Origin of the sequence: Cognataquiflexum rubidum (assembly GCF_022538115.1) — a bacterium.
Taxonomy (GTDB): Bacteria; Bacteroidota; Bacteroidia; order Cytophagales; family Cyclobacteriaceae; genus Cognataquiflexum; species Cognataquiflexum rubidum.
On sequence record NZ_JAKZAL010000009.1, the window covers coordinates 51,751 to 77,293 of the forward strand.

A 25,543-nucleotide genomic window follows, 5' to 3' on the forward strand; every position below is an offset into this window, starting at 1 on the left:
GCGATGATTAATCCTTTTTCCAGAACTTTCAATGAAAGTGAACTAGAAATTTTTCAATTTCTGTCCCAGGTCAGTTTTTTTGAGAAACTCAAAAACATCGAGATGGCGAGGTTTTTACCCGCCATCCACCAAAGAAAATACTTAAAGGATGAAGTGATATTTTTTAGAGGAGATCCAAGTCAGGCTTTTTATATTATCAAAAGCGGAAAAATCAACCTTACCATCGATATCAAAGATTCTTTTGAAGTAATCAAAGAATTGGGAAAAATCGAGGTGTTTGGAGAGAATTCCCTTCTGGAAAATGCCAAAAGGATTTACACAGCCATCGTGAGTACCGATCAGGCAGAATTGATGGTCATTCCCCATTTTGCGATTCAGGAGGTTTTTGACAGTAATCCTAAAATCAAAGCCAAAATGATGACTTCACTGGCAGAGTACTACAATGAAAATAACAGGCGCCTTTTCAAATCTTACAAAAATTCCTTTGGCTTTTTTAATCTCGGGGAGATGTTTGAAACCCCCCAATAAAATCTTCAGGACTATTATTTCTGCCTGGCATTTGGCACCGTTATGAAAATTAGTGCAGCATAAAATTTTTTTTTCAATACCGCTTTCATTCTGTTTCTCATTGATAAAACATCAGGTCTTATTTTTAAGTATTCATATGTAATGCTTCATTTAGAAACCTTTGTTTAATAACTTAGCGCCACATCTGAAATCAATGTTAACACTAAAAATAAACCTTATATCATGACAAAAGTAACTGTAGTTGGTGCCGGTAATGTCGGAGCCACCTGTGCTGACGTATTGGCCTATAGAGAGATTGCAGAACAGATTGTATTGGTGGACATCAAAGAGGGCATCGCCGAAGGCAAAGCACTCGATATCTGGCAAAAAGCGCCGATCAATCAATATGACAGCAGGACTGTCGGCAGCACCAATGATTACACCAAAACCGCTGATTCTGATGTGATCGTGATCACTTCAGGTCTTCCGAGAAAGCCGGGAATGACAAGAGATGACTTGATCGAGACCAATGCCGGTATCGTGAAGTCTGTTACCGAAAACGTGGTGAAACATTCCCCAAATGCGATCATCATTGTAGTTTCCAATCCTTTGGACGTAATGACTTATCAGGCACATATTACTTCTGGTTTTTCAAGAAACAAAGTAATCGGTATGGCGGGAATTCTTGATACCGCGAGATACAGGGCATTTATCGCCGAGGAGCTGAATGTTTCTTCCAAAGAAATCCAGGCAATCTTGATGGGAGGCCATGGAGATACCATGGTTCCACTTCCAAGATATACAACAGTAGCAGGTATTCCTGTGACTGAACTTATCGGAAAAGAAAAACTTGATGCCATTATTGAAAGAACCAAATTTGGTGGCGGCGAGCTTGTCAAACTGATGGGAACATCTGCATGGTATGCCCCGGGTTCAGCAGCTGCTCAAATGGTAGAAGCCATCCTCAAAAATCAGAGAAGGGTATTCCCGGTTTGTATCAAACTTGACGGTGAATATGGTATCGATGACTGCTATCTTGGTGTACCTGTTATTTTGGGAAAAAACGGTGTCGAGAAAGTTTTAGAACTCGATCTGAATGCTGAAGAGAAAGCCATGCTTGAAGTATCAAGAGGACATGTGAAAGAAGTTATGAATGTCTTGGACAAACTTTCATCCAAATAATTCAAAATCTGATTTTATTGAAAAAATCCCGATCGATTATCGGGATTTTTTATTTTATTGCTTTCAGGGGATAAATAGCCATTCCCCAAAATGATTGAAAATTGAAAAAAAGAATCATTCTCCTTTCCCTCTTGGTCTTCTTCGGGATCGGAGCTTTACTGATCTGGAAATTCTTCATTCGGGATTCAAACAGGAATGCTGTTGATGTCATTTCAGCGGAAGCATTGTTTGTGTTTGAAACTACCGAACCGGTATTGGCCTGGAATCAGCTGGTAAGCCAATCCTTTTGGAAATCAATATCCTCGATACCGGCTTTGGAAAATGCCGAAAGGAACCTTTTGGTTTTGGATAGCTTAGCGGGAAAATCCGGAATCCTACAAAAAAATCTCAAAGGAAATCAACTCACAGTTTCCCTCCATCCCACAGGGAAAGAAGAGTTTGACTTTTTGTATGTCTTGGCCTATCAAGATCCTGAGAGTTTTTCTTTGCTTCACGATATTGAAGATAAGATTAAGGATAGCGGCAAATTAACCTCCAGGAATTACAGCGGGATAGAAATCAGTGAACTGAAAATAAAAAGCAACGGGATTACCTTGACTTATGCCATTATCGATAATCTATTGGCGGTAAGTTTTACTTCGTTCTTGGTGGAAGATGCTATCCGACATTCCCAAAATGGCAGTCTTTCTGTTTTCAGTGAATTTTATGAAGAACTTTTTGAAGATTCTCCTCGGGCAAATGGCTTGGGAATTTTAAGAATAGGAGGAAGTGGGCTTTCCGGAATTATCGATGGGATTGCCGCAAACAAGAATTTGTCCAATGTCTGGAATTTTGGAAAGAGCAAAGTCTCTGCAAATCTCCAACTGGAATTTAAGCAGGACAGTGTACTACTCATCGGTGCGCTTTTTTTTGACGGAAAAGGAAATAACGGTCTAAAAAACCTAGCCTCTCCGGCAATTAATTCTTTCAAAAATCTGATTTCCGGCAGGACTGCAACGTATTTTCAATACCAACTCGAGAAACCATTCCAACTTTTTTCAGGATTGGAAACTGAATTTCCCTTCAATAGTATAGTCATGGGCGATATCGAAACTGGTCTGATCCAAAAAGATTTCAAAAAGTACCTTACCGGCCATATGGCATTCCTGAATATGGAAAAACTCCCCAATGAGCCTCAGGACAAGGTATTGTTACTCCAAACTGAAAATCCGAATGTCCAGCTTGAGTTGCTCAAAAAGTTTGCTTTTGGGGAAAATCAGGGAACAGATGTTTCTAAGTTGACGGACATCCATCAAGGGAAGGATATTTTCATAATTGGAACAGATGAATTTCCTGCACACCTTTTTAATGGAAGTTTTGTAGGATTTGGAGACACCTATTTCACCTCAATAGAAGATGTCATAGTATTGGCCAACAGCAGCAAAGCCATCAAACTTTTTATTGAGGATTGGAAAAGCGGAAGGAATTGGGGAAAGGCTGCCAACCAGGAGAATACTGTCAGAAAGTTGGGGGAGGAATCTGGATTCAGTATGTTTTTGGATATCCAAAAATTTTGGCCCAACATCGAAACGGCAAGTTCCGCCGGATGGAAGTCCTTTTTCAAAAGGCATGAACAAGAATTAAAAACCTTTGACAGGTTGTATATAAAGACCGGTCAGAATGGCAATAAAACCAATCTGCATATCGGAATCAGTCATGCGCAGGTAAATCCAGGGCCATCTGAGGAAAGGATGTCCCTGACTGAAATTGTTTCTGTTTCATTTCCAAACAGGTTGATCTATGGCCCTGCGAGTATCCGTAACTTCAATGACAACAGTGTTGAATTTGTCGTTCAGGATGAGTTGAACAGGATTTACCTTTTGACCAATGAAGGGGAGGAGGTTTTTTCGTCAGACTTGGACGGACCGGTTATTTCCGAAGTTTTTCAGTTTGATTATTATAAAAATGGAAAACTACAACTTCTCTTTGCTACCAAAGAAAAAATTTATGCAATGGACCGGACTGGGGTTTCCCTGCCTGAATTTCCGATTCAAATAGCGGGTGAAACCATTTCTCATTTGAATCTTTTGGATTATGAGGGAAACCGCAACTACAGGATTTTTGCATCTTCAGACAGAGGAACCCTTTATCTGTTTGATAAAAACGGGACTGTTTTGGAAGGATGGGATACCAAATCAATCGGTTCGCCATTGGCTACAAAACCTGCCCATCATCGTGTAGCAGGGATTGGAGACAGAATGGTGGCAATGGGGAGTAAGGGAAGCATTCACTTTTTCAGCCGAAGGGGAGAAGTAGAGCCCGGAAGTCCGATCCAAATCAATGGTGAATTGGGTTCGGATTATGTATTATTGGAAAGAGGGACAGCCAATGAGACGCAACTCGTAACAGTGACCAAAGTAGGAGAGGTGGTCATGGTCAACCTGCTTGGGGAGATTACTTTCCGAAATCAATTATTGAGGCCTGATCTTGAAAGCAGGTTTTATCTCATCAAGGATCAGAAGGAGGGGAGGTATTTGTACGTGGTCCATGAATACGGTAAGATCACCGTGCTGGATTCAGATTATCGGGAGGTATTTTCAAAACCCTTGATGGCCGGTGATCTGCAGTTTCAGTATTTTTCTTTTGGAGCTGATAAGGATATCCTCGTGGTAATAGATCCCATCCAAGAGTTTATCTTCCTTTATGGTCTGAATGGGGAACTTTTGAATCCGATACCGATCAATGGAAGCAATAAGGTAGAAATTGAATTTTCGGAAAGCCAAAATGAGTATACTATTTATGCGATTGGGTCTAATGGATTTGCTGCGTATAAGTTACCGCTTTAGGTTTTTATAAAGTTACAAACTCAATCTTTTACCTGAATCGCCTGTGATGCAAATTTTATCTTGCCGGAAGCCTCTTTATATCCTATGGTGATTTCAAAATTCCCCGAAATTTCGGAGCTAAAGATGGTAAACGGAACGGAAATATCCGGACCGGCATTCCAATACAAAGTACTTCTGAAATCCGGAAAATGAGGTTCTGCCGGATCCGGATTCAAATGGGAAGATGTCGGGCGTTTGGTTTTTTGGATTTCAGGGTAGTTGAGATAAAGTGCATTGGAGGGAAGCTGAAAACTCCCAAAATCATTTGCGAAAGAAGTAAAGCTCATCACTCCTGAGTATTTGTCCTGATTGAATGAAAATTCCCGGGTCATTACCTCCAGTTTTTGGATTTTGGCAGGATCGAAAGCGGCCAAGGCATCCGTGTCAAAAACAGGCATGGCATCGATCATAATGAGTGGATTTTCCTGAAATACTGAGCCTAGGGGACTGTTCAAAACTTTAAACAGTGTTTTTTTGTCTTGCTTTCTCACCAATACTTCAGGCACATATTCTCTAAGGGTAACTTCAAGATTTTCAAATCGCGTGTAATCGTCCAACAAATAGGTTTTATCAGCATCAAATCCGATCACAATCGGAGCAAACTCCACAGAGTCATTGGCATAATAATAAGAGCTGACCTGACCTGAAGTGATCAAATCAGAAAGAAAATCCCGGTCCTTCTCTTCCAACTTCAGAACAGGGAAACTAAAATCCTTTTTGAACTCCAGGGGTAGAAACGGCAACTCGGGAGAGAAATTGAGCTGTTTTTCGATATCCGATGATTGGGCGATCAGATAGTTATATGCTTTAAGGGCTCCGATTTCAAAATAAAGATCCCCGTTTTCCTTGGGTTTGGCTGAGCTTAAAAATGACTGGACACCATGCGCCGATAGGAAGAAAGTTTCTGTCGTATCGATCTCCGGATTCAAATTTTTTCCATGGACAATATGGCCATAAGGCTCAGGAATGAGTTCGAGGTTTTCTTTTATTTCTTGGTAAATCTCCCTTTGGTAATAGCCTGAATGGGTTTCGGGCAAGAATGGATTTGAAATTGATATAGAAATCGAAGACACTTCCCCCAAATTTGAATTGGAAAGATCAAGTTCTGTTTTTGATTTTTTGGGCAGGGAGATCCTCTCTCCTTGATCCAAAGTTGAAGGTTTTATCGGTGGATATATTTTCCCTGTTTGTACCGTAGCCTTGGACTTGGTGGGTTTCTTTGGATTGATGACAGTGATAAACTGGCTGAAAACTCCTTTTTCACTCATCTTGGGACTGATTCGGGTATAGAATCTAAGCAGGTAATGGTCTGATTCCAGGTCATTGGGGATTTCAATATATCCCTCGGATTTTCCAAGATAGAGTGGGTAGATTACTTGATGGACAGGTTGGCCATTTCTGTCAACAAGCTCAGCATATCCTATTTTTGAATAAAAATTTTGATCCCCATCCAAGGCCTGCATCGTAAACCAGACAGTCTCCCCCGTGACGGTTATATTTTTGGATATATGGGCAAATACCGATTCTTCCACTTTGTTTTGACTCCACCCAACAATTGGAAGCAGCGTCAAAGCAAGCAATAGAATAGTCATTAGTTTTTTTGAAGTCATCTTTTCATTATTAATCTTCCCAAAAATCAGGTTTGACATTGGTTCCTCTCAAAGTACAATCGGTACATTGTCTTGTAGCTGCCCTAAATCCGATAGTAGTGGTTAACACGACAACCGGGATGACAGGTAATCTTGAACCGGAAGAGAATTCTCTTTCATAATTAGCAATCAGGACAGTGTCCTGATCGAGTCTACAAAATTCATATTCCTCAATGAAATATGGCCAAGGTGCTACGTCCTGCGCGTTGATATAGATTCTTTTGGAGGCTGATTTTCCCATACTCACCATTCCGATTACATTGTCTCCATTGGGATCAACGGATTTGATGTTACCCCTGATGAGGGAAGGTAAGGGGCTGAATATTCCTCCTATATCGTCTGAGTTTTTTCTCAATATTTCCCAAAAATCGTATGTTTCCTGGTTGACGGCTCTTTGGCGGACCCTGATGCTATAGCGTTCGGTTAGTTTTTCAGACCTGTTTGGTATCCTTACCAACTCCCGCTGTAGGATAGTGTTGTCCGCAAATCTTGCTGCATTTTGTAAAATTATTTTTGGAAACAAATTTGATTTCCAGCATAGATCGATTTTTTGATCTGCCTTTCTGAATTCCACATCTTTTGTTGCCGGATTGAAAAAAAACTGACTCCTTACTCCCGGTCTGAAAATCCAGTCTTCTTCATAATCCCAAAGGAAATATTGGGCTTCTTGGTTGCCTTTTGTACTTACGAATATCTCTACCCCAGCGTCGTCTTTTATAAATCCCAATTCCTCAATATCAGGGCTGATGACAGGGGCCATTGCATCTGAAAGATATTGTCGGCCATTTGGAAGGGTGATTTCCAATTGGTATGTCATTCCTTGATCCAAAAATTCTGAAAATGTATAGACTCCGTTTTGGGATTCCTGAAATGCCCATTCTTCGCCTGATTCCGACTTAAGAATTACCCTAGCTCCGCCCTCAGGACGGAAGCTTTCCCCACTTCGGATTGGATTAGTCCTACTTAAGGTGATTTCTGAAATTTCCCCGCCAGTTTCTATAAATCCCTCTACCACCAGGACTGCAAGGTCTTGGTCGGTCACCTCCGGCTCAAAGGGGTCCCTGCATCCTGATAAAAAGAGGAGTGCCAAAGCTAGGCTTTTGATGATATGGTTTAATTTTCTTTTCACTTAAAACTTCTTTACTTATTTAATAAAAGGCTTTCAATCTTCCCAAAAATCAGGAGTTATATTGATTCCCCGCAGTGTGCAATCGGTACATTTTTTTGTGGATCCCAAATAGCCTAAAAAAACGCCTTCCGGAGACACCAATTCCCTCGCAGGTACTCTGTCAATGTTATTAAAAGCAGTGCTTGCTTCATTTGGGGGTATAGTATCCCCAAAAACAAAACAAAACTCATATTCAGGAATAAATACTTTCCACGGGGCAACGTCAGCATAGTTGATATAAATCCGCTGACTGGCCGATTGGCCCATACTCACATATCCGATGGCATTGTCAGTTCCTGGAGAAATAGCCTTGATATTGCCTCCGATGAGGGAAGGAAGTGGGCTGAAAATGCCCCCGATGTCATCTGAGTTTTTCCTTAATATTTCCCAAAAATCATAAGTTGCCTGGTCTATGGCTCTTTGCCTGACCTTGATGCTATACCGCTGTGTCAATTTTTCAGACTTGTTCGGTATTCTGACAAGTTCACGTTGGATGATGGTATTGTCAGCAAAACGGGCAGAATTTTGAAGGATTATTTTGGGGAAAATATTACTGTTCCAGCAGAGGTCAATTCTTTCATCAGGTCCTCTTTTGGAAACCGATCCATTTTCAAACTTCAGGAAAGAAATCACACCTGGTCTGAATATCCAATGCTCTTCATAATCCCAAAGGAAGTATTGAGCTTCATCCGTGCCTTTGGTACTGATGAATATTTCGACACCCGCTTCATCTCTCAAGAAATTCAGCTCATTTATCTCCGGGGTGACAATAGGCTTCATCGGGTCGGAGCGGTATTGTTCGCCATTGGGAAGATTGATTCCTAATTGGTAGGTATTTTCTCTTTCAAAAAACCCTGTGTAAGAATACCTACCGGAATCAGTTTCGCTGAATGACCACTCTTCCCCTGTACTGGAAATCAGAAATACTGAGGCATCGATCACGGGTAACGCAGCAGAATCACTTCTTATCGGGTTGGTTCTGCTCAAATAGATGGTTGATTCTTCACCATTTGTTTCTATATATCCCTCTACCACAAGGAGGGCTATATCGGCATTGGTCACTTCAGGTTCAAAGGGGTCACGGCAGCTTCCCCACAGGAACAGCAACAAAACCGCAACAACATAGGATATCCTCTTTCCCATCAGATTCGGAAATTATAGGTAATGAATGGAATCGGCTCCGCAAATATGGACAATTGGTATCCCTGCAATACGCCATTTACAGGAGTGAAATACACAGAGTAAGGATTCCTTCTTCCCAAAAGGTTATAGACGCCTATTGACCAAGAGGAATGGGCAAGTTTTCGGACTTTATGGTTTCCTTCGATATTGATGGAGAAATCAATTCTGAAGTAATCCGGAATCCTGTAGGCATTTCTATCTGAGAAATATACCCGCTCAGAACCTCCATAATTGAATTTGGCAACCGGCAATGTGATAGGTCTTCCAGTGCTGTAATTGGCATTGATGGAAGTACTGAAGCGCTTACTCAAGGCATAATTCCCTACCAAAACAGCGTTGTGCGGTTGGTCAAAATTATTGGGATACCATTCTCCTCCGTTGATTTTTTCTGCCATTTCATCTTGGGCGGTTCTGAGAAGTGACCTAGAATAAGTGTAGCTGATCCAACCGTTAAGTTTTCCGGTATTTTTTCTCAATAAGAATTCTGCACCGTAAGCCCTTCCGTCTGTACGGAGGACACTTTGCTCAATGGCATTGTTCAGAATTAATGTGGCTCCGGAGCGGAAGTCAATGAGGTTTCTCATATTCCGGTGATAAGCCTCTACGGAGAATTCATATTTATCCACTTTGATATTTCTATAATATCCGATAGAAACCTGATCTCCCCATTGTGGGCGGATATTTGGATCACTCAGCTTCCAAATGTCAGTCGGTGCGATGGCGGCGTTGTTTGTCAACAAGTGGATAAACTGCCTGTTGGTGTTATACCCTGCTTTGATAGAAGATATATTGTTGAGACTATAACGTGCAGAAATTCGGAATTCAGGACCGTTATAAGTTTTGATGGTTTGCCCACTGTTGAAAGTTGTCTCGCCGACTAAGTTGGGTGGAGAAATTGGCAATCCCGGTTTATATTCCCGGACAGTATTGGGTCCGAGGTAATTGTAAACAGCGTAACGCATACCGAAATTGATGGAGAATTCATCAGTGACTTCGAAATTATCACCAATATATATGGAAGTTTCCAAGGCCTGTTCCGGATTTACCTCTTCGGGAATGACAATGGATTCAGGTCCTGCAGGCTGGATGAATCCGGGATTCAGACCATACCTGATGGTGTTGAGACCAAAAGTGAAAGTGTGTCTTAGATCATATTCATAAGAGAAATTGGCTTTGAAAAAATCCTGTTTGATGCCAAAGCCAAAATCATAGCTGTTTGTAGGGTTGTCTCTTCCTTCGATGTCAAATTGATAATTGTCTCTTCCCGCTACAAATTCACCTTCCAATCTGTCACTAAAATAATGGGTCCAGCCTAAGTTGATGCTTCTGTTTTGATACATGAAAGTGGTATCCCTGTCAAACCCGAAACTGTCATTGCTGCCATAGGTGTTCAGCCTGATGATGTTTTTGTCATTCAGCTTATGCGAAACATTGAGGTTTAAGTCATAAAAATTTGCCCTGCCATCTTTGAAATCGGTGTTTTCTTCCAAAATATCCAAAAGCCAATCAGAGTACGTAGATCTCGCCCCAAGTGCAAAAGTCGTTTTTTCCCCAACCGGGCCTTCTACCGAAATCCTTCCCGTCAGCAATCCTATTCCTCCCCGAACCGTAATTTTTTCATCATTGCCGTATTTGGCATGCACATCCAAAACTGAGGAAAGCCTTCCGCCATATTGGACAGGAATTCCTGCTTTGTATAGGTCGACAGATTCCACCAAGTCAGGATTGAATGCGGAAAACAGACCAAATAAGTGTGAAGGATTGTAAATCGTGGCGTGATTGAACAGAATCAGATTTTGGTCGGCAGCACCTCCGCGGACATTGAACCCCACGCTGGCTTCGCCGACAGTCTGTACACCCGGAAGCGTCAAGATGCTCCTGATGATGTCCACCTCTCCCAATATGGCTGGAATCTGCCTCATGGTTTCCATATTCAGTTTTTGAACGCCCATCTCCGGACGGGAGATATTGGTCATTTTTTCTGAAGAAATGGTGACTTCAGAAAGGGAAATGATATTCTCTTCGATGGCTACATCCAAAACGCCGTCGCCTTGGAGGCTTATCTGACGTTGCTCCACAAACCCACCAAGATTTTGGATGAAAATGGTATGTCTTCCGATTGGGAGTTTGATTTCAAATTGACCATCCTGATTGGCAATGGCTCTTGTGTAGTTGATTTTTTCGAAAATCACCGCACCAAAGACAGGGTTTCCCGTCTCCAAGCCCGTCACTTTCCCTCGTAAAACTGCCTCAGTTTTTCCTGAATTGTCGGCCTTACCGATGACGTATAACTTGTTTCGGGAAAAAGCCCTGTTGATATCCGACTGACGGAGTATGCTGTCTTTTTCAAGTTCTGAAACTTGGGTAAAAAAATCCAACGGCAATGATGTGTCCAAAGCTTTTCCTTTGGTAATAAATATCCGGTTTTTTTCATCGATTGAATATTTTAGATCTTTTCCGTCAAAAACCCCATCAAGAACCTGTCTGATTGTGTTGTCTTTAGCGCTGATGTTTACAATAAGGTCTGCCACATCCTCTTTTGAAAAATAAAACTTATACGAAGTCTGAGATTCTATCTGTTGCGCAAAACGGGGGAAACTCAAACCGGGAAATAGCCCTGAAATCCTTTCTTCAGCCCTTATGGTCTCCTGAGCCCAAGACTTTGGAATAACGCAAATCCCGAAAAAAACCAATAGTATGATGAGCCTATTCATGTGAAGACTTGTTATAAAATTCTACCAAAAAAGACAAATAATCCTTCCGGTTGTTGCGGTAATTCAAGGCTTTTTCTTTGGCACTGCGATTGATTTGTTTCTTTTCAAGAGAAAGAAAATCAATGGCTTGCCCTTTGTTTTTGACCTGTATGATTTGATCTCCCTTTTGGATCAAAAAATCAGACTTTTCTAAAAAAATACTGCTATACTGAGTCATTTCCCTTTTTGCTTTGGTCGTTTTAAAATGCTTGCACAATAGATTGGCTTCCTCACCTTCCTCCACCAATTCATAGAAACCTTTGCCATGGTGGCTGTATTCAGGATTTTGCTTTATCCTGATAAATCTGATTTTATCTGGAAGTATAAAACCATCGATCTTTTCGGTTTTGATCAAAGTTTTCTGTTTGTGTACCGGATGAAATGTTACCACCTCATCAGAGAAAATATTATAGAGCAGCGGGACATTTTCATAGGTCAGTCCATTGATGGTAAGGCTGCCGTATTCAAAATTTTTGGATTTAAAATAAGGAGATCCCTCAATGTCCTGCGGCGGGTCGACATAATATCCTCCGCTTACGATTTCCTGATGGAGAGGGATATTTGAAGTGTAGGCATTTTCTAATTCCTTGGACGTCTGTGCTTGGAGTATTGATACAGTACAAACGCTTAGAGCGAGAAAAAAAAAATAGAATTTCATAGGTTTTGATGGGAATAACTGAGATTGGCAATCAATATATATAAAAAAAACAGGGAGAAAACAGAAGTATTTAGGATTTATACAGATGGTTAAATTTTGTAGCTGTGTTGCAGTATTTTTAACACTCATTGCTGTATTTCAAATCCTGTTTAAAAATCAAACCTATTCAACATATAACCCCTATGACTACAAGAAGAAACGCCATTAAAACTCTGGGATTGACAACAGGATTGTTTGCCTCTGCGGGTGTTTTAGAAGCCGCGTCAAAAAATAAAAAAGAGAGCCGATTTAGCTATTGTTTGAATACGAGTACGATCATGGGACAAAAGCCCGGATTGATCGGATACCTGGACATTGCTTCCAAGGCAGGATATGATGGAGTGGAATTATGGATCAGGGATATTCAGGAATACCTTGCTGCGGGAAATTCTGTGATGGGATTGAGAAAACATATTTCGGATTCGGGTTTGAAATTCGAGAATGCCATCGGTTTTGCACCTTGGATGGTTGATGATGAGGAAAAAAGGAAAGCCGGAATGGTCCAAATGGAGCAGGAAATGGAGCTTTTGGCTTCTTTGGGATGTGCCCGAGTAGCTGCGCCGGCCGCGGGGGTAACCGCACCTTTGGACCTTTTCAAAGCAGGAGAACGCTACAAAGCACTTTTGGATTTGGGAAGAAAGACGGGCGTCATGCCCCAATTGGAGTTTTGGGGAGCATTCCCATTTTTTCATCATTTGGGGCAGGTTTTGATGGTGGCAGCGGTAGCCAATGATCCCGATACAAGGATTCTACCCGATGTGTACCATCTTTTCAGGGGAGGATCCGGTTATAATGGATTGAAAATGCTCAACGGATCGGCTATCGAAATTTTCCACATGAATGATTTTGTAGCTTCTATTCCAAGAGAAGATCAGGCAGACAAAGACCGTGTTTATCCCGGTGACGGTGCTGCCCCGATAAAAGAGATACTGACAGACCTGAAAAATATGGGTGGAAATAAGGTGCTTTCGCTTGAGCTTTTCAACCAGGATTATTGGAAACAAGATGCATTAACTGTTGCTAAGACAGGTCTAGAAAAAATGAAAAAGCTCGTAAATGAAATTTGATTTAGTTAAATTTTACATGACCTGATAATATGGTTTTTGGATTACAACGAGCATATTGTCATGTCATTTTTCATTTTTTTCACCCAAAAAGCATGGGCTTAATTTGAGAACGATTTATTACATAAAAACCACTCCATAAAGCATTACGGTCAAAAAGGAGAGGAGCGGCCCGATTACCATCATTAGAATCCCGCCTGGTCGGAAGGTTTTTTGGTCCATTAATCCTGTAGAATACGAAATCGCATTTGCAGGAGTGGAGACAGGAAGCAGCAAAGATGATGAGCAACTCAATGAAATCATCAAAGGAACTGTAAATCCCCAAATTCCCGGCAACGCAAGTCCCAAAGGAACCAAAATTGAAGCAGCCGCTGTATTGCTCATGATATTCGAAATGGTCACAGCAACCAAGGAAAATACGAGAGCAACACCGATCATGGAAATAGGGAGTTGTGAGATTTTCTCCATGATGATGTCAGTCAATCCGACATCCACCATTGCAATCCCCAGAGCAAGACCACCTGCCACCAACATCAAAGTATCCCATGGTAATCTCCGCACATCTTCAGCCTTGATGACTTGAAACAATGTCAGGAAGACAATTGGGATAGCAGAAGTGGCGGCTATCGGCAAGCCATGAAGTGGTTCTGTCAACCACATGGAAACCGTAACCAACAGGGTGAAAATCACGGCATTTTTTTCAAAAACATTTTTCGTACCGCTCTTACTTGTGATGTCGGAAAGGTCAAGCTTGATGTCTTTCAGGTGAAGGGTTTTGACCATAAAAAACCAGAAAATAAACAGAGACACTAAGGCCATGGGAATCCCGAATATCATCCAATCAATGAATGTGATATTCAGCCCCTTTTCCTGCAAGGCACCTACAGCAATCGCATTGGGTGTGCTTCCGATGATGGTTCCCATACCTCCCAAAGTGGCTGCCGCTGGGATACCTACCAAAAGGGCTTTGGAATAAGGGGAATCTTTGCCTAGCAGTCGGACCACAGGCAATATGGAGGAAATCATCATCGCTGTAGTCGCAGTATTTGACATGACCATACTGACCACAGCTGTTGTCAACATAATCCCTAAAAGCAACCTATTAGGTTCTTGGCCAAATTTGTCAATGGTGAATTTAAACAAAGACCTGTCTAAGCCCACTATACTCATGCCTTCTGCAAGAAAAAAACCTCCCAACAAAAGCCAGATGACACTGCTTGTCCAGGTCCCAAGATACATCTCGACTGGGGTTTTGGAATCCTCCAAAATGTAATCCGTGCCGAATCCCAACAATAAACCGGTGAATATGAAAATGCCCACAGCAAACGGAGGGATTGCTTCTGTAATCCAAAGACCTGTTGCCAAAATTGCCAGAAAAAAAACATAATTCACCTCTTCATTATAACCGAGATTACGGAAAAGAGAAGCCGCAAGAAGAGAGATTATGAAATTTCCTAAAAAGGTGGTGGTAGCCAAAATCCAACCGTATTTGAGTTTTTTGTAAAGGCGGAATGCCGCTCTTCTAGAATCGGTGTGAGCCATAAAAATTACTTTGAATATGTATTAAATGTAAGCAAAACAGGCCATAAAGGGATAAAAACTCAGTTATATTTTTAGTAATTTTTTGCTGTATTTTCTACAATATTTATAAGTGAAAATGCAATCGATTGAATGAAGTTTATTTAATTGGAAGAACCTTATTTTTATTCCTTGAAGTCAATAGTTTTGTATTGACCATCCAAATTATTTTAAAAATGAACCAGGTACCCCTCGCCGAACGCATGCGTCCACACAGGTTAGAAGACCTGATCGGTCAGGAACACCTGTCCTCACCAAGTTCTTTCTTGCATAAAGCCATCAAGAGCGGAAATGTGCCATCCCTGATTTTGTGGGGACCTCCCGGAGTCGGCAAAACCACCATTGCCAATATCATTGCCAATGAAATCAAAGCGCCTTTTTATACGCTGAGCGCAGTGAGTTCGGGAGTAAAGGACATCCGTGAGGTTATCGAAAAAGCAAAATTCCAACTTGGGGTCGTTCTTTTTATTGATGAAATCCACAGGTTCAACAAGTCCCAACAGGATGCGCTTTTGGGCGCGGTCGAGAAAGGGACCATCCGGCTAATTGGTGCCACGACTGAAAACCCTTCGTTCGAGGTCAATTCAGCGCTCCTATCCAGATGCCAGGTTTTTACCCTCAATCCTCTCGGCAGACCCGAATTGGAAGCCATGATCAAACAGGCTTTGGAAAAGGATGTTGACCTCAAAAAGAAAACCGTTGAACTCAAGGAAACTGAAGCACTTCTCAGGCTTTCAGGCGGAGATGGGCGCAAGCTTTTAAACTTACTAGAAATAGTCATAGATGGGATCAATCAGGATCCCTGTATCATCACCAATGACATTGTCACTGAGATCGCCCAACAAAAAGTGGCCTTATATGACAAATCCGGAGAGCAACATTATGATATCATATCGGCTTTTATCAAGTCTATCCGTGGTTCTGATCCAAATGCGGCCGTGTATTGGTTGGCGCGGATGATCGAAGGCGGTGAAGACGTAAAGTTTATCGCAAGGAGGTTGGTGATTTTGGCTTCGGAAGATATCGGCAATGCCAATCCAAATGCACTTCTTTTGGCAACCAATTGCTTTGAGGCAGTCAAAATCATCGGCTATCCGGAGGCAAGGATTATCCTTTCCCAATGTGTCACTTATTTGGCAAGCTCGCCCAAAAGCAATGCTGCTTACCTTGCCATCAATCAGGCCCAGGCTTTGGTCAGGGAAAAAGGGGACCTATCTGTTCCGCTTCATCTCCGCAATGCGCCGACCAAACTGATGAAGGATCTCAATTATGGCAAAGAATACAAGTATTCACATGACTATGAAGGGAATTTTGTGGCGCAGGAATTTTTGCCCGATGAAATCAAAAACCTAAAAATTTACGATCCAGGCAATAATGCCCGGGAAAACGAATTGAGAAAATACCTGAAGGAAAAGTGGAAAGGGAAGTATGGATATTGACAAAAACATAGCCTGATCCTTTCCCAAATCAAATTTCAAAAGGTATGTGGTAAAAGCCTCAAATCAATTTTTCTTTTGTTTGAATGGCAAATCACACTTTAAAAATAACCTCTTCGTTGGGTAACCTGAACCTTTTTCCATAAACCCCTTCAGGCAATCCTTTTCCACAGCCAATGATCATATTGATTTCGGAGTCTTTTGGAAGGTTTAGGAGTTTTTTGACCCTTACTGAATCGAATCCTTCCATCGGACAAGTGTCATATCCTTCCGCTTTCATGGCGTACATAAAGGTCATGGCTGCAAGTGCTGCGCTTTTGTGCACAGACACCCTTACATCTGATTCGGTTACTTCCCTGACCATGGGTCTTTTCAATGACATCACCCATGCGATGACCTGCTTGGTAATTGACCACAAAGGATATTTTGAATACAGTTTTGGGACCAGGTTGCCATAATAGGCTTCGGCCTGCTTTTGTTTTTTGCCAGGGGAGTTTTTATATGTTTCCCTGATATAAGAAAGGTTGGCGGCTGCCCTGCTTTTCCACTTGTCCCTTCGGGTGACGACGACCACAAGTTCCCTTGCTGTAGTAGCAGCTTTTTGGTTCATGCAAAGTCGGGAAATAGGGTTTTTGAGGGCAGAAGTTTCGGGGATTCGGTAAAATTCCCAAAGCTGCATATTCGAACTGTTAGGAGCGAGGATGGCTGCCTCCAGGCATTTTTGGACGGATTGATGGTCAAAAGGAGTCTCTTGGTCAAAAATCCTGACAGACCTTCTTTCCTTCACGATATCGAAAAATCCTATTTCCTGTATATTTTCCTTCATTTGGTCAATTAAATTTTGGTTCGTTTATAGGCTTATTTACTTTTACCTATATTCAGAACCAAAAATACATTTATTTATCTTTTAACCCTTATTCAATCCATTATGGTTTTAGAACTGATCAGGTTGGAGTTATTGAAAACCATCCGGTCCACGTCATTTGCCAAAAGTGCCTTGGTGGCTATTTTCTTGGCATTTATGGCTCTTTTGCTTCTTTCCTATGTAGTAATGCTCGGGCTGTTCCTGAAGCCGATCATAGAGAAAGGTTTTGAAAGTACCGATGCATATGCGACATTGAGTGGAGCATTGGTTTACTTTTTCCTTTTCGAATTTATGTACAGGTATTTTGTACAAAAGCTACCTGTCATTGAATTGGAGCGGTTTCTTCACCTACCCATCAAGAAGAGTAACATTATCCATTTTCTCTTGGGAAGGTCATTCGTGTCACCTTTGACTTTGATCGCACCTTTTTTATTTACTCCTTTTGCAATTCAGGAAGTTGCTCCGAGGTTTGGGGCCGGTGCAGCTTGGTCTTGGCTGTTTTGTATCCTGTTTACAAGTTGGTCGCTGCATTGGCTGATGCTGTGGTTCAAGCAAAAATTTGAAGATAGCCTCATCGGGATCGGGGCGGTTTTCGCGTTGCTATTGATCGGTGCGGGTTCTACCTATTACGGATGGTACAATCTGGGAAGTCTGATCAAGCCTGTATTCGATGGGTCATTGACTACTCCGATTCCGGTGGCGGTGCTTGGGGTAGTATTTTTGGTCACGTACAGGATGGCCTATGCTTACTATTATAAAAACGCCTATTTGGAAGACCTCACCCAAGAGGAAAATGTCCGCTTTGTCAATCAGGATTTAGGAATATTTTCGAGATTCGGACTTGCCGGCGAATTGGCAAACCTCGAGTGGAAGCTGATCATCAGGCATAAAAAAAGCAGGACTTACTTGATGTTGGCGGGTTTTTTCCTGCTTTACGGGCTGATTTTCTATACCAATCCCGCATACAAATCCGAAACGGGATTTAGCCACATGTTTGTATTTGTAGGTTCATTCATCACAGGGATCTTTATGCTTCAATATGGGCAGCTTTTTCTGAGTTGGAATTCTGCGAATTTTGATTTTTTCCTCCAAAAAAGAACAGGAGTTGAGGCACTTGTCAAAGGGAAATACCTGCTTTTTGTGGTGACTTCCTGCCTTTGCCTCTTAGCCTCAGTTCCATACGCCTATTTTGGTTGGGACATTTTGTTGATTCATGTGGCCACATTCCTTTTCAATATGGGTGTCATCATGCATTTGGTGATTTACCTTTCCCTTTGGAAACCAAAACCTATGGACCTCAATAAGGGTGCGATGTTCAATTATGAAGGCGTTGGCATTGCCCAATTCCTGATGATCATCCCGATGATTGGGGCGCCTTATGTCATTTACCTTCCTTTTGCCCTATTGGTCAGTCAATATGCGGGCTTATTGGCTTTGGGAATAGTAGGAATTGCGGGGATTTTGGCATTTCCATATTTGTCCAAAATTTCAATTGACAAAGTTTTACAAAACAGATACGAAATATCATCTTCATTCAGACAAGAGTTATGATCAAGGTAGAAGGACTTAAAAAACAATATAAAGAAGCAGTAGTGCTTGATGTGGAGTCTTTAGAGATTCCAAAATCCGAATGTTTTGGATTGGTAGGTAATAATGGGGCCGGAAAAACAACCCTCTTCCGAATCATGCTTGACCTTGTGCGCGCATCATCAGGAAAAGTAATGATTGAAGGCAATGATGTGAGCAAAACCGAAGAATGGAAGAACAGGGTCGGGGCATATCTCGACGAACATATGTTACTTTCTTACCTGACTCCTGATGAATATTTTGAAACTTTGAGAAAGATCTATCGCCTTTCTGAAGAAGATCTAAAACTTCATCTTGAAAATTTCAAGGAGCTATTCAATGACGAGATATTGGGGAAAAAGAAATACATCCGAGATCTTTCCAAAGGGAACCTTAAGAAAGTAGGAATAGCTGCAGCGATGATGGGCCATCCTGAAGCAGTCCTTCTTGATGAACCTTTTGAAAATCTTGATCCCAGTTCTCAGAACAGGTTAAAAAAGCTGATCCTGCAATCAAAAGAAAACTCCAAAATAACTTTTTTGATTTCTAGCCACGATTTGAACCATGTAACGGAAATCTGTGACAGGATAGTTTTGCTTGAAAAGGGGAAAGTCATCAAAGACTTGAATGAAAAATCGCTCATGTCAGAAGAATTGAATACTTATTTCGGAGTATAATCCATTCTAATCATGCTTTTGCGGGTTTGAAAAGGGAATAGTTTCCCTGTTCGAACCCGCTTTTTTTGTTCCCTGCGGAGGAAGGTAATTCACTGTCCATTCGATTTCTGGAGGCTTTTTTTGATTTTTTTAAAATATTCAAAAATATTTTTTTACAAATATTTGTTTTTTAAATATATAAAAATGTAATTTGTATCAACATAATCGCTTTACAAGAATCAATCGCAAGTTAAAGGTACAGTTGGAAGACTGTCAAAAGAATCAGTAAGTTTTTAGGTATAACATTAAAATTTGGACAAAATGGTAAAGTATGTAATCAAATTGGAAATCAATGGAATTGAGTTTCAAATCCAGACCTTAGCAGGTAGCGAAAGAGAAGCAAAAGACAATGCTTGGGAAGTAATCCGAAACAGGACTTCTTTTCTTTCCATTCAAAAAGATCAGAAAAAGGAACTTTATAGTTCTTTCAGTACAAAATTGGCACAGGGAATCAAAAGCGCTCTGTTGTTTTAAAATATAAGCCTTAGTGGGTGATTTTTTTAACTTCCATTTTCTTTGTTGTTCAGAGAATAATTCAAAAAGCCTTCCTCCAATCCTCGAAAGAGGTCAGAGGAAGGCTTCTTTTTTTTGTGGAGCTGGCGGGATTCGAACCCGCGTCCAGATAGGGAAACACCGTACCGTCTACATGCTTAGTCATCTGTTGGGTTTTCGTCAGTGTACTGCTGGATGACACACCTATCCACTGCTTAGATACTTGAGCTTCGCACCGGCTTAGCATCATCACCGGCACTAGTCCAATCATTTCGACACCCCAGATTCAACCCCGAAAGGACGGGGGGTTGCGGGATGTGGCCGGGGAACTTCTATCGAAACTCAACCCTTTAAGCGTTATCTTGTCCCCGAAGGGTTAGATTATGCAGCCATGGCGTAAGAAGTTTCGCCAGTTATGTTCGTATGAATTATTCAAGGCCGTACATACTCCGGCCTGCATGCGAGCCCAGTCCTTACACCTACTGTCAAAACCGGTCAGCCCCATTTTTCTGAATGGGTGACAAATATAGTGTAAAAATGGTTCCAAGGAGGGAATTTTTTAAGTATCAACAACCAAGTATCAAGAACCAAGTACCAAGTATCAAGAAACGAGAACTATGACAGTGACCTTTAAGATATTTGCTCCCCGTAACTGGTATTAGAAGTCATTATTATCATGAAAGCTGCCTATCATGGAATTTGTAATTTTTCAATTTTCCAATTTTACCAATTTTCCAATTCTAAAATTAACCCCTACAGAATGAATATTTTATGAAATAAACCGCAAATAACACTTCGGCAGTCAAGGTCTGAATTACAATTATTTTATATCTTGCGGCGATGGAAAATTTTGTCGTATCTGCCAGAAAATACAGGCCTGCGGATTTTAAGAGTGTCGTAGGGCAGCAGCATATTACGACTACGCTTAAAAATGCGATTAAGAACAACCACCTAGCCCAAGCTTTTCTTTTTTGTGGTCCTAGGGGAGTTGGTAAGACTACCTGTGCCAGGATATTAGCCAAAACCATCAACTGCCAACACCGCACAGCTGATTTTGAAGCCTGCAATACTTGTGATTCCTGTTTGGCTTTCAATAACAACGCCTCATTCAATGTCCATGAACTGGATGCAGCCTCCAACAACTCTGTAGATGATATCCGAAATCTCGTAGAGCAAGTTCGGTATGCCCCGCAGCAAGGACTCTATAAAGTATACATCATCGATGAAGTGCACATGCTCTCCAATGCAGCTTTCAATGCATTTTTGAAGACATTGGAGGAGCCGCCCAAATATGCCATTTTCATATTAGCCACTACAGAAAAACACAAGGTCATCCCTACCATATTATCACGTTGTCAGATTTTTGATTTCAATAGGATTCAGATCAATGACATTGCCGAGCACCTCAAGTACATTGCGGAGCAGGAAAAAATTGAGGCAGAGGCTGAAGCGCTGAGGCTGATAGCCACCAAGGCCGATGGCGCACTCCGAGATGCACTTTCTATGTTTGATCTGATTGTGACCTATTCTTCAGGCAATAGGTTGACATATTTGGAGACCATCAGTAATCTTCACATCCTTGATTATGATTATTATTTCAAGGTCGTAGATTCATTATTGGCAGGGAGCATTTCCAATGTGCTGTTGATTTTTGATGAAATTCTGAAAAAAGGTTTTGACGGGCATAATTTTATTGTGGGACTTTCTGAGCATTTGAGGGACCTGATGGTGTGCAAGGATCCTGCAACTATTGACTTAATCCAGGTTTCTGATTCTGCAAGGGACAGGTATCTTGTCCAATCCCAACAATCAAGTATTTCTTTTCTATTGTCAGCATTGACCATCTGCAATCAATGTGATATCCAATATAAGTCCAGCAAAAATCAAAGGCTGCATGTGGAATTGGCTTTGATGAAAATGTCAAAACTGCCTCAGGCCCTTTCTTTGGCAGTTTTAGCCCAAGAGGATTCAAAAAAAAAAGCCTGATTGAGGCATCTCAGGAAAGTTTAAAAAATTCGGAAACGCCTCTTTTTAAAGAAGCAAATTCTTTTGCTGCTAAAAAATCACCTGTTCAAAAGACACTTTCAATTCCCACTAGTATAAGTTCTGCTAAAGTAACTATAGAGCAAAACTCAACGGCAGTGATGCTTGAAGTCGAAAAACCTGAACTAGAGTCGGCAAAGCAATCCAACCAACTTGCAGAAATTTTTGACCTTGCCAAGGTAAAGTCTGAAATCAATGAAATCATTGAGGATTACAAGGTTCATCATCGGAGTCTTGAAATGACGGTCCTGAAACAACCGGCAATTTTAGAAGGGGAAACTATCACCTTTCAACTCAATGGGGAAATTCAAGAGGGAATTTTTCAAAAAATCAAGCCTGAAATTCTCCAGATTCTCAGGAGAAAACTCAATAATTACAGCATCCATCTTGATGCTGTGATCAAAGAAGAAGAACCTAACGGAAAAAGAAAACTTTATACAAGTACGGATAAGTTGAATCACCTGTTGGAAAAATCTCCCGCTTTGGGAGATTTGAAGCGAAGGTTTGGCTTAGAAACAGATTTTTAGAAATCGAGCCCAATTCCAAAATTGAACATATTTTGAAGTTGTATTGCCTGTTTTGGCGGACCAGAATCCTGTTGGATCAGCACTTTTTCGTCATAAATCAGAATGGTTTCAATCCTTGTGGTGATGAACTTATTGACCCTAAGGGAAATCACAGAGTTGAGGTTGACCACAAAATTTCCCAAGCTTTCAAAATTGGTAAAAAGGTTTAAATCCGCTCTCCATCGGATATTTTCATACAATTGGATGTCAGTCGTGGAACCAAATGAAAGACCCGCTTCGGGGCGGACTGATTCTCCGGGTATGACCCCGAATGCTCCGGCGTTGCTCAGGGAGTCATCCATGACAATGGTAAACCTGCCTGTAAATGGGGATGCAATCAGGGAAATCCTGTCTTTGTTTTTGAATTCTCTTCGGTAATTCAAACCTGTCGAAGATTGTAAATATGCAGGAGCAAGGAAATCCGAAAGTTTGGATCTGGAGTCTACCTCCGCACCAGCTGGTCTGAAATAACGGTAACCTTCCAATAATTGGGTCCGAGCATCAATTTGTGTTGACAAAAACCAAAATTTAGTCAATTCTCGCCCATATTTGCTTAAAAATATAAAGTTATCATTGGTCTTTCGTGTGGGATAACTTCGTCCTGCCTGTCTGTTGAATCCTGCGTTGACATTCAGCTTGGTGTCCCAAATGATCACATTTTTTTTGTAATTGGCAAATAAGGTCAGCGCAGTATTCCAGGCAAGGTTGCTTGATCCACCCGCATTCCAATTGGATAAACTCACTTGTTGGATGCTTAGGTTGAAATTCCCACCCTTTTCCCAATAGACGGGTTTGACTTGTTGTTTGAAAATAATAGAATCGCCCAACATGACAATAGTATCCCCATCTATCAATAGCGTGTCAGCCAATTGAAGCCTGTCCTGGGCTTTTAAAATGCCAAAGGAGCAAAAAAACAAAAAAAACAATGTAGATAATCTTCTTTGCATGGTCCAATATACCTTAATCCTGGTTTTAAGGTTTGTTGATAATAAGCTTTTGGCCCACCTTGATATTGTTATCAGGAAGGTTATTCCATTTTTTGATTTCATCCACCGTCACACCATACTTTTGGCTGATTCTAAATAGATTTTCTCCTGTTCCTACAGTGTGTGTGATTTTTTGGCTTGATGGTCCCTGATTTGACGAAGGAAAATTGGTATTATTGTCCGATTTGCCGGGTTGGGAGGTTTCTGGTGATGAAGGAACGTTATTTTTTCCAGGATTTGCAATGATTTTCCTGTATTCAGTAGCTGGTTTTGTTGGAATGGCTTCCCCTCTCGGTCGGAAATCCCGCAGGTTAAGAATCATTCCGGCTTTCAATTCCCGTTCGTTATTGATTCTGTTTTTTGATTTCAGGGCAGAAAGCTTGATGCCATACATTTGGGAAATAGACCAAAGTGTCTCTCCGGGGAGAACGATATGTGTCTCCGCATCTGCTTTGGTTTTCTTCGGTTTTGTGTAGTAATATTGTCCGGCTTCTACTTTTTCTTCTTTTTCCAAGTCATTGATCCTTCGGAATTTTGCTTCTTTCACTCCGATCTGATTGGTAAAATTATCCTGTGAAGTAGTTACGGCTGCTTTCACCCCATCGATGTCATTGACTTTGATCTGATTGGGTTGAGTGGCCTGCTGGGGATTTCCGGTGATTTTTGGAAAATCTGTTTTTTTCACCTCAGCCACTGTCACAGGCGGAATAGGATTTTCGGTAGGTTGGGTTTGAGTGACTGTTTGTCTTGGCCTTGGCGTATTATCCCTAAGATATAATACAGAATAAGGTCTGTCATCAGGGATAATTCCTTTTGCTGTCCATTTGTTATATTCTTTGAGGTGGGCTTCAGTGACGCCAAGCCTAGGTGCTAAGGCTTTTAGGGAGGTTGGACCCTGAACCGCTACTTCTTCCAAGACGCTGTTATTGCTCGCTAGCATAACAGTTGGGGCCTCGAAAGCAATCTTGTGAGCCAGAAATTTCTTGAAATACCAATGGAAATTCCTGTCTACTTCCACTGTTTTTTTTCCGTTGTAGGTTGTGCCAAAGTATGATTTTGCACCCCCGAGACCCATCTGATAGGCCACCAGAGCGCACATCCAATTGTCAAAAGGCGCATTGTTTTTCTTTAAATATCTCGCAGCACCCTGACTGGAAGCGACAATGTTTTTCCTTTCGTCAATCTGTCCATCAACCCTAAGAAAGACCTCTTCTGCCGTGCCTTGCTTGAATTGCCAAAAACCTACCGCATTTGAAGTAGAGACGGCATCTGCTACCAGACTGCTTTCCTGGATGACCAAGTATTTGAAATCTGTCGGTACACCGGCATTTCTCAATTCTCTTTCCACTATTGGAAGATAAAGATTGACTCTTTCTGCTTTTACCCTGAAATAAGTTGGATTGCGATAGAGCGCATCCACATCACTTTGGATTTCTCTCCTTGCCTGTTCATTAATTTTGATAGTAAGGTCGGCAAATCTGAGTTCGGATGGAACTTGTGGTACTTGGGCAATTGCCCAGAAAGCTGAAAAAAATGCCAAAACAAGTGAAAAAGTGAATCTGAATAAATTACTGCTATATTTTTTCATAGTTTTCTTGCCAGCATCAATCCATCTCTTATGGGAAGTAATACATTTTCTACTCGGGGATCATTCTGCACCATCCGGTTGTAATCCAAAATTACTTGGGTGTCTTTATCGATTTTTTTCCCCTCTTCTACCAGAATTTTTCCTGACCAAAGGACATTGTCTGCAATGATAATACCTCCGGAATTAACCCTCTCAACGACAAGCTCATAGTATTTGATATAATTGGCCTTATCAGCATCTATAAAAACCATATCAAAATTCCCTTCAAGTGTCGGGATGATATCCAAAGCATTGCCAAGTCTGTAGTCGATTTTGTGGGACATTCCTGACTTTTCAAAAAATCCCCGCACCATTGTTTCCAGCTCATCATTGATATCCAAAGTGATGAGTCTGCCGTTCTTCCCCAATCCTCTAGCCATGCAAATCCCGGAATAGCCGGTGTAAGTACCGATTTCAAGGATGGTTTTTGGGTTCAGCATTTTGACCAAAAGCTCCAAAGTTTTGCCTTGAAGATGTCCTGAAAGCATTCTTGGCATCAGTACTTTAGCAAAGGTTTCCCTTTTGATATACTGCAGAAGATCGTCTTCCACACTGCTGTGTTGCTCACAATAATCCAATAATTCAGGTGCGATAAATTCCAT

Annotated in this window: 20 protein-coding genes and 1 other RNA gene; 10 read left to right on the plus strand and 11 right to left on the minus strand. The window is 41.3% G+C overall.

The features are described 5' to 3' along the window. Positions 1-3: 3 nt before the first annotated feature. From MMU05_RS11345 to MMU05_RS11355, 3 genes are all read left to right on the plus strand, one after another. Positions 4-528 (plus strand): Crp/Fnr family transcriptional regulator, encoded by a 525-nt coding sequence (locus MMU05_RS11345; RefSeq protein ID WP_241141801.1) that lies wholly within the window; start codon positions 4-6, stop codon positions 526-528. A 222-nt stretch (positions 529-750) separates the two neighbouring features. Further along, on the plus strand, positions 751-1,689 hold the full coding sequence (gene mdh, locus MMU05_RS11350; RefSeq protein ID WP_241141802.1) for a malate dehydrogenase: 939 nt from the start codon (positions 751-753) through the stop codon (positions 1,687-1,689). Between the two features lie 101 nt (positions 1,690-1,790). Then, positions 1,791-4,514: a hypothetical protein gene (locus MMU05_RS11355; RefSeq protein ID WP_241141803.1), complete on the plus strand. Its 2,724-nt coding sequence runs from the start codon at positions 1,791-1,793 to the stop codon at positions 4,512-4,514. 20 nt (positions 4,515-4,534) lie between these two features. Here MMU05_RS11355 and MMU05_RS11360 read toward each other — a convergent pair whose 3' ends face one another. Genes MMU05_RS11360 through MMU05_RS11380 form a run of 5 tightly spaced genes read right to left on the minus strand, consistent with a single transcriptional unit; the run spans position 4,535 to position 11,963 of the window. Continuing rightward, a complete protein-coding gene (locus tag MMU05_RS11360) occupies positions 4,535-6,145 on the minus strand; it encodes a hypothetical protein (protein WP_241141804.1) in 1,611 nt (536 codons plus the stop codon). Positions 6,146-6,173: 28 nt separating this feature from the next. After that, positions 6,174-7,331 carry a DUF4249 domain-containing protein gene (locus MMU05_RS11365; protein ID WP_241141805.1) on the minus strand — a complete coding sequence of 386 codons (1,158 nt, stop codon included), beginning with the start codon at positions 7,329-7,331 and terminating at the stop codon, positions 6,174-6,176. Positions 7,332-7,364: 33 nt separating this feature from the next. Next, the gene (locus MMU05_RS11370) at positions 7,365-8,513 is read right to left on the minus strand and encodes a DUF4249 domain-containing protein (RefSeq protein WP_241141806.1); all 1,149 of its coding nucleotides are present in this window, start codon (positions 8,511-8,513) and stop codon (positions 7,365-7,367) included. Continuing rightward, a complete protein-coding gene (locus MMU05_RS11375; RefSeq protein WP_241141807.1) occupies positions 8,513-11,266 on the minus strand; it encodes a carboxypeptidase-like regulatory domain-containing protein in 2,754 nt (917 codons plus the stop codon). The genes MMU05_RS11370 and MMU05_RS11375 overlap by 1 nt, the downstream gene beginning before the upstream one ends. After that, positions 11,259-11,963 (minus strand): hypothetical protein, encoded by a 705-nt coding sequence (locus tag MMU05_RS11380; RefSeq protein ID WP_241141808.1) that lies wholly within the window; start codon positions 11,961-11,963, stop codon positions 11,259-11,261. The genes MMU05_RS11375 and MMU05_RS11380 overlap by 8 nt, the downstream gene beginning before the upstream one ends. A 182-nt stretch (positions 11,964-12,145) precedes the next feature. On the opposite strand from MMU05_RS11380, the gene MMU05_RS11385 reads away from it, so the two are divergent. Next, positions 12,146-13,069 carry a sugar phosphate isomerase/epimerase family protein gene (locus MMU05_RS11385; RefSeq protein ID WP_241141809.1) on the plus strand — a complete coding sequence of 308 codons (924 nt, stop codon included), beginning with the start codon at positions 12,146-12,148 and terminating at the stop codon, positions 13,067-13,069. Positions 13,070-13,186: 117 nt separating this feature from the next. On the opposite strand, the gene MMU05_RS11390 is transcribed toward MMU05_RS11385, so the two are convergent. Further along, positions 13,187-14,608 carry an SLC13 family permease gene (locus tag MMU05_RS11390; RefSeq protein WP_241141810.1) on the minus strand — a complete coding sequence of 474 codons (1,422 nt, stop codon included), beginning with the start codon at positions 14,606-14,608 and terminating at the stop codon, positions 13,187-13,189. 212 nt (positions 14,609-14,820) lie between these two features. On the opposite strand from MMU05_RS11390, the gene MMU05_RS11395 reads away from it, so the two are divergent. Next, positions 14,821-16,083: a replication-associated recombination protein A gene (locus MMU05_RS11395; RefSeq protein ID WP_241141811.1), complete on the plus strand. Its 1,263-nt coding sequence runs from the start codon at positions 14,821-14,823 to the stop codon at positions 16,081-16,083. A gap of 91 nt (positions 16,084-16,174) precedes the next feature. Here MMU05_RS11395 and MMU05_RS11400 read toward each other — a convergent pair whose 3' ends face one another. Continuing rightward, positions 16,175-16,906, minus strand: coding sequence for a nitroreductase family protein (locus tag MMU05_RS11400; RefSeq protein WP_241141812.1), 732 nt, complete (start codon positions 16,904-16,906; stop codon positions 16,175-16,177). Between the two features lie 102 nt (positions 16,907-17,008). Between MMU05_RS11400 and MMU05_RS11405 the strand changes: the two genes are divergently transcribed. The 3 genes from MMU05_RS11405 (at position 17,009) to MMU05_RS11415 (ending at position 19,701) form a co-directional block, all read left to right on the plus strand. Continuing rightward, positions 17,009-18,496, plus strand: coding sequence for a DUF5687 family protein (locus tag MMU05_RS11405; RefSeq protein WP_241141813.1), 1,488 nt, complete (start codon positions 17,009-17,011; stop codon positions 18,494-18,496). Then, the gene (locus tag MMU05_RS11410; protein WP_241141814.1) at positions 18,493-19,188 is read left to right on the plus strand and encodes an ABC transporter ATP-binding protein; all 696 of its coding nucleotides are present in this window, start codon (positions 18,493-18,495) and stop codon (positions 19,186-19,188) included. Before MMU05_RS11405 ends, MMU05_RS11410 begins: the two co-directional genes overlap by 4 nt. A 300-nt stretch (positions 19,189-19,488) precedes the next feature. Then, positions 19,489-19,701, plus strand: a complete 213-nt coding sequence (locus MMU05_RS11415) for a hypothetical protein (RefSeq protein ID WP_113925085.1) — start codon at positions 19,489-19,491, stop codon at positions 19,699-19,701. Between the two features lie 114 nt (positions 19,702-19,815). Here MMU05_RS11415 and ssrA read toward each other — a convergent pair. Further along, positions 19,816-20,222: a transfer-messenger RNA gene (ssrA, locus tag MMU05_RS11420) on the minus strand. 337 nt (positions 20,223-20,559) lie between these two features. Here ssrA and MMU05_RS11425 point away from each other — a divergent pair. Together MMU05_RS11425 and MMU05_RS11430 are read left to right on the plus strand one after the other, a co-directional pair. Continuing rightward, positions 20,560-21,705 carry a DNA polymerase III subunit gamma/tau gene (locus tag MMU05_RS11425; protein WP_241141815.1) on the plus strand — a complete coding sequence of 382 codons (1,146 nt, stop codon included), beginning with the start codon at positions 20,560-20,562 and terminating at the stop codon, positions 21,703-21,705. A gap of 158 nt (positions 21,706-21,863) precedes the next feature. Beyond that, positions 21,864-22,289 (plus strand): DNA polymerase III subunit gamma/tau, encoded by a 426-nt coding sequence (locus tag MMU05_RS11430; protein ID WP_241141816.1) that lies wholly within the window; start codon positions 21,864-21,866, stop codon positions 22,287-22,289. Here MMU05_RS11430 and MMU05_RS11435 read toward each other — a convergent pair. Genes MMU05_RS11435 through MMU05_RS11445 form a run of 3 tightly spaced genes read right to left on the minus strand, consistent with a single transcriptional unit; the run spans position 22,286 to position 25,543 of the window. Further along, positions 22,286-23,275, minus strand: a complete 990-nt coding sequence (locus MMU05_RS11435; protein ID WP_241141817.1) for a DUF3078 domain-containing protein — start codon at positions 23,273-23,275, stop codon at positions 22,286-22,288. The two genes, MMU05_RS11430 and MMU05_RS11435, sit on opposite strands and share 4 nt — an antisense overlap. Before the next feature lie 25 nt (positions 23,276-23,300). Beyond that, complete coding sequence (locus MMU05_RS11440) at positions 23,301-24,902, minus strand: LysM peptidoglycan-binding domain-containing protein (RefSeq protein ID WP_241141818.1); 1,602 nt, start codon at positions 24,900-24,902, stop codon at positions 23,301-23,303. Next, complete coding sequence (locus tag MMU05_RS11445; protein ID WP_241141819.1) at positions 24,899-25,543, minus strand: O-methyltransferase; 645 nt, start codon at positions 25,541-25,543, stop codon at positions 24,899-24,901. Before MMU05_RS11445 ends, MMU05_RS11440 begins: the two co-directional genes overlap by 4 nt.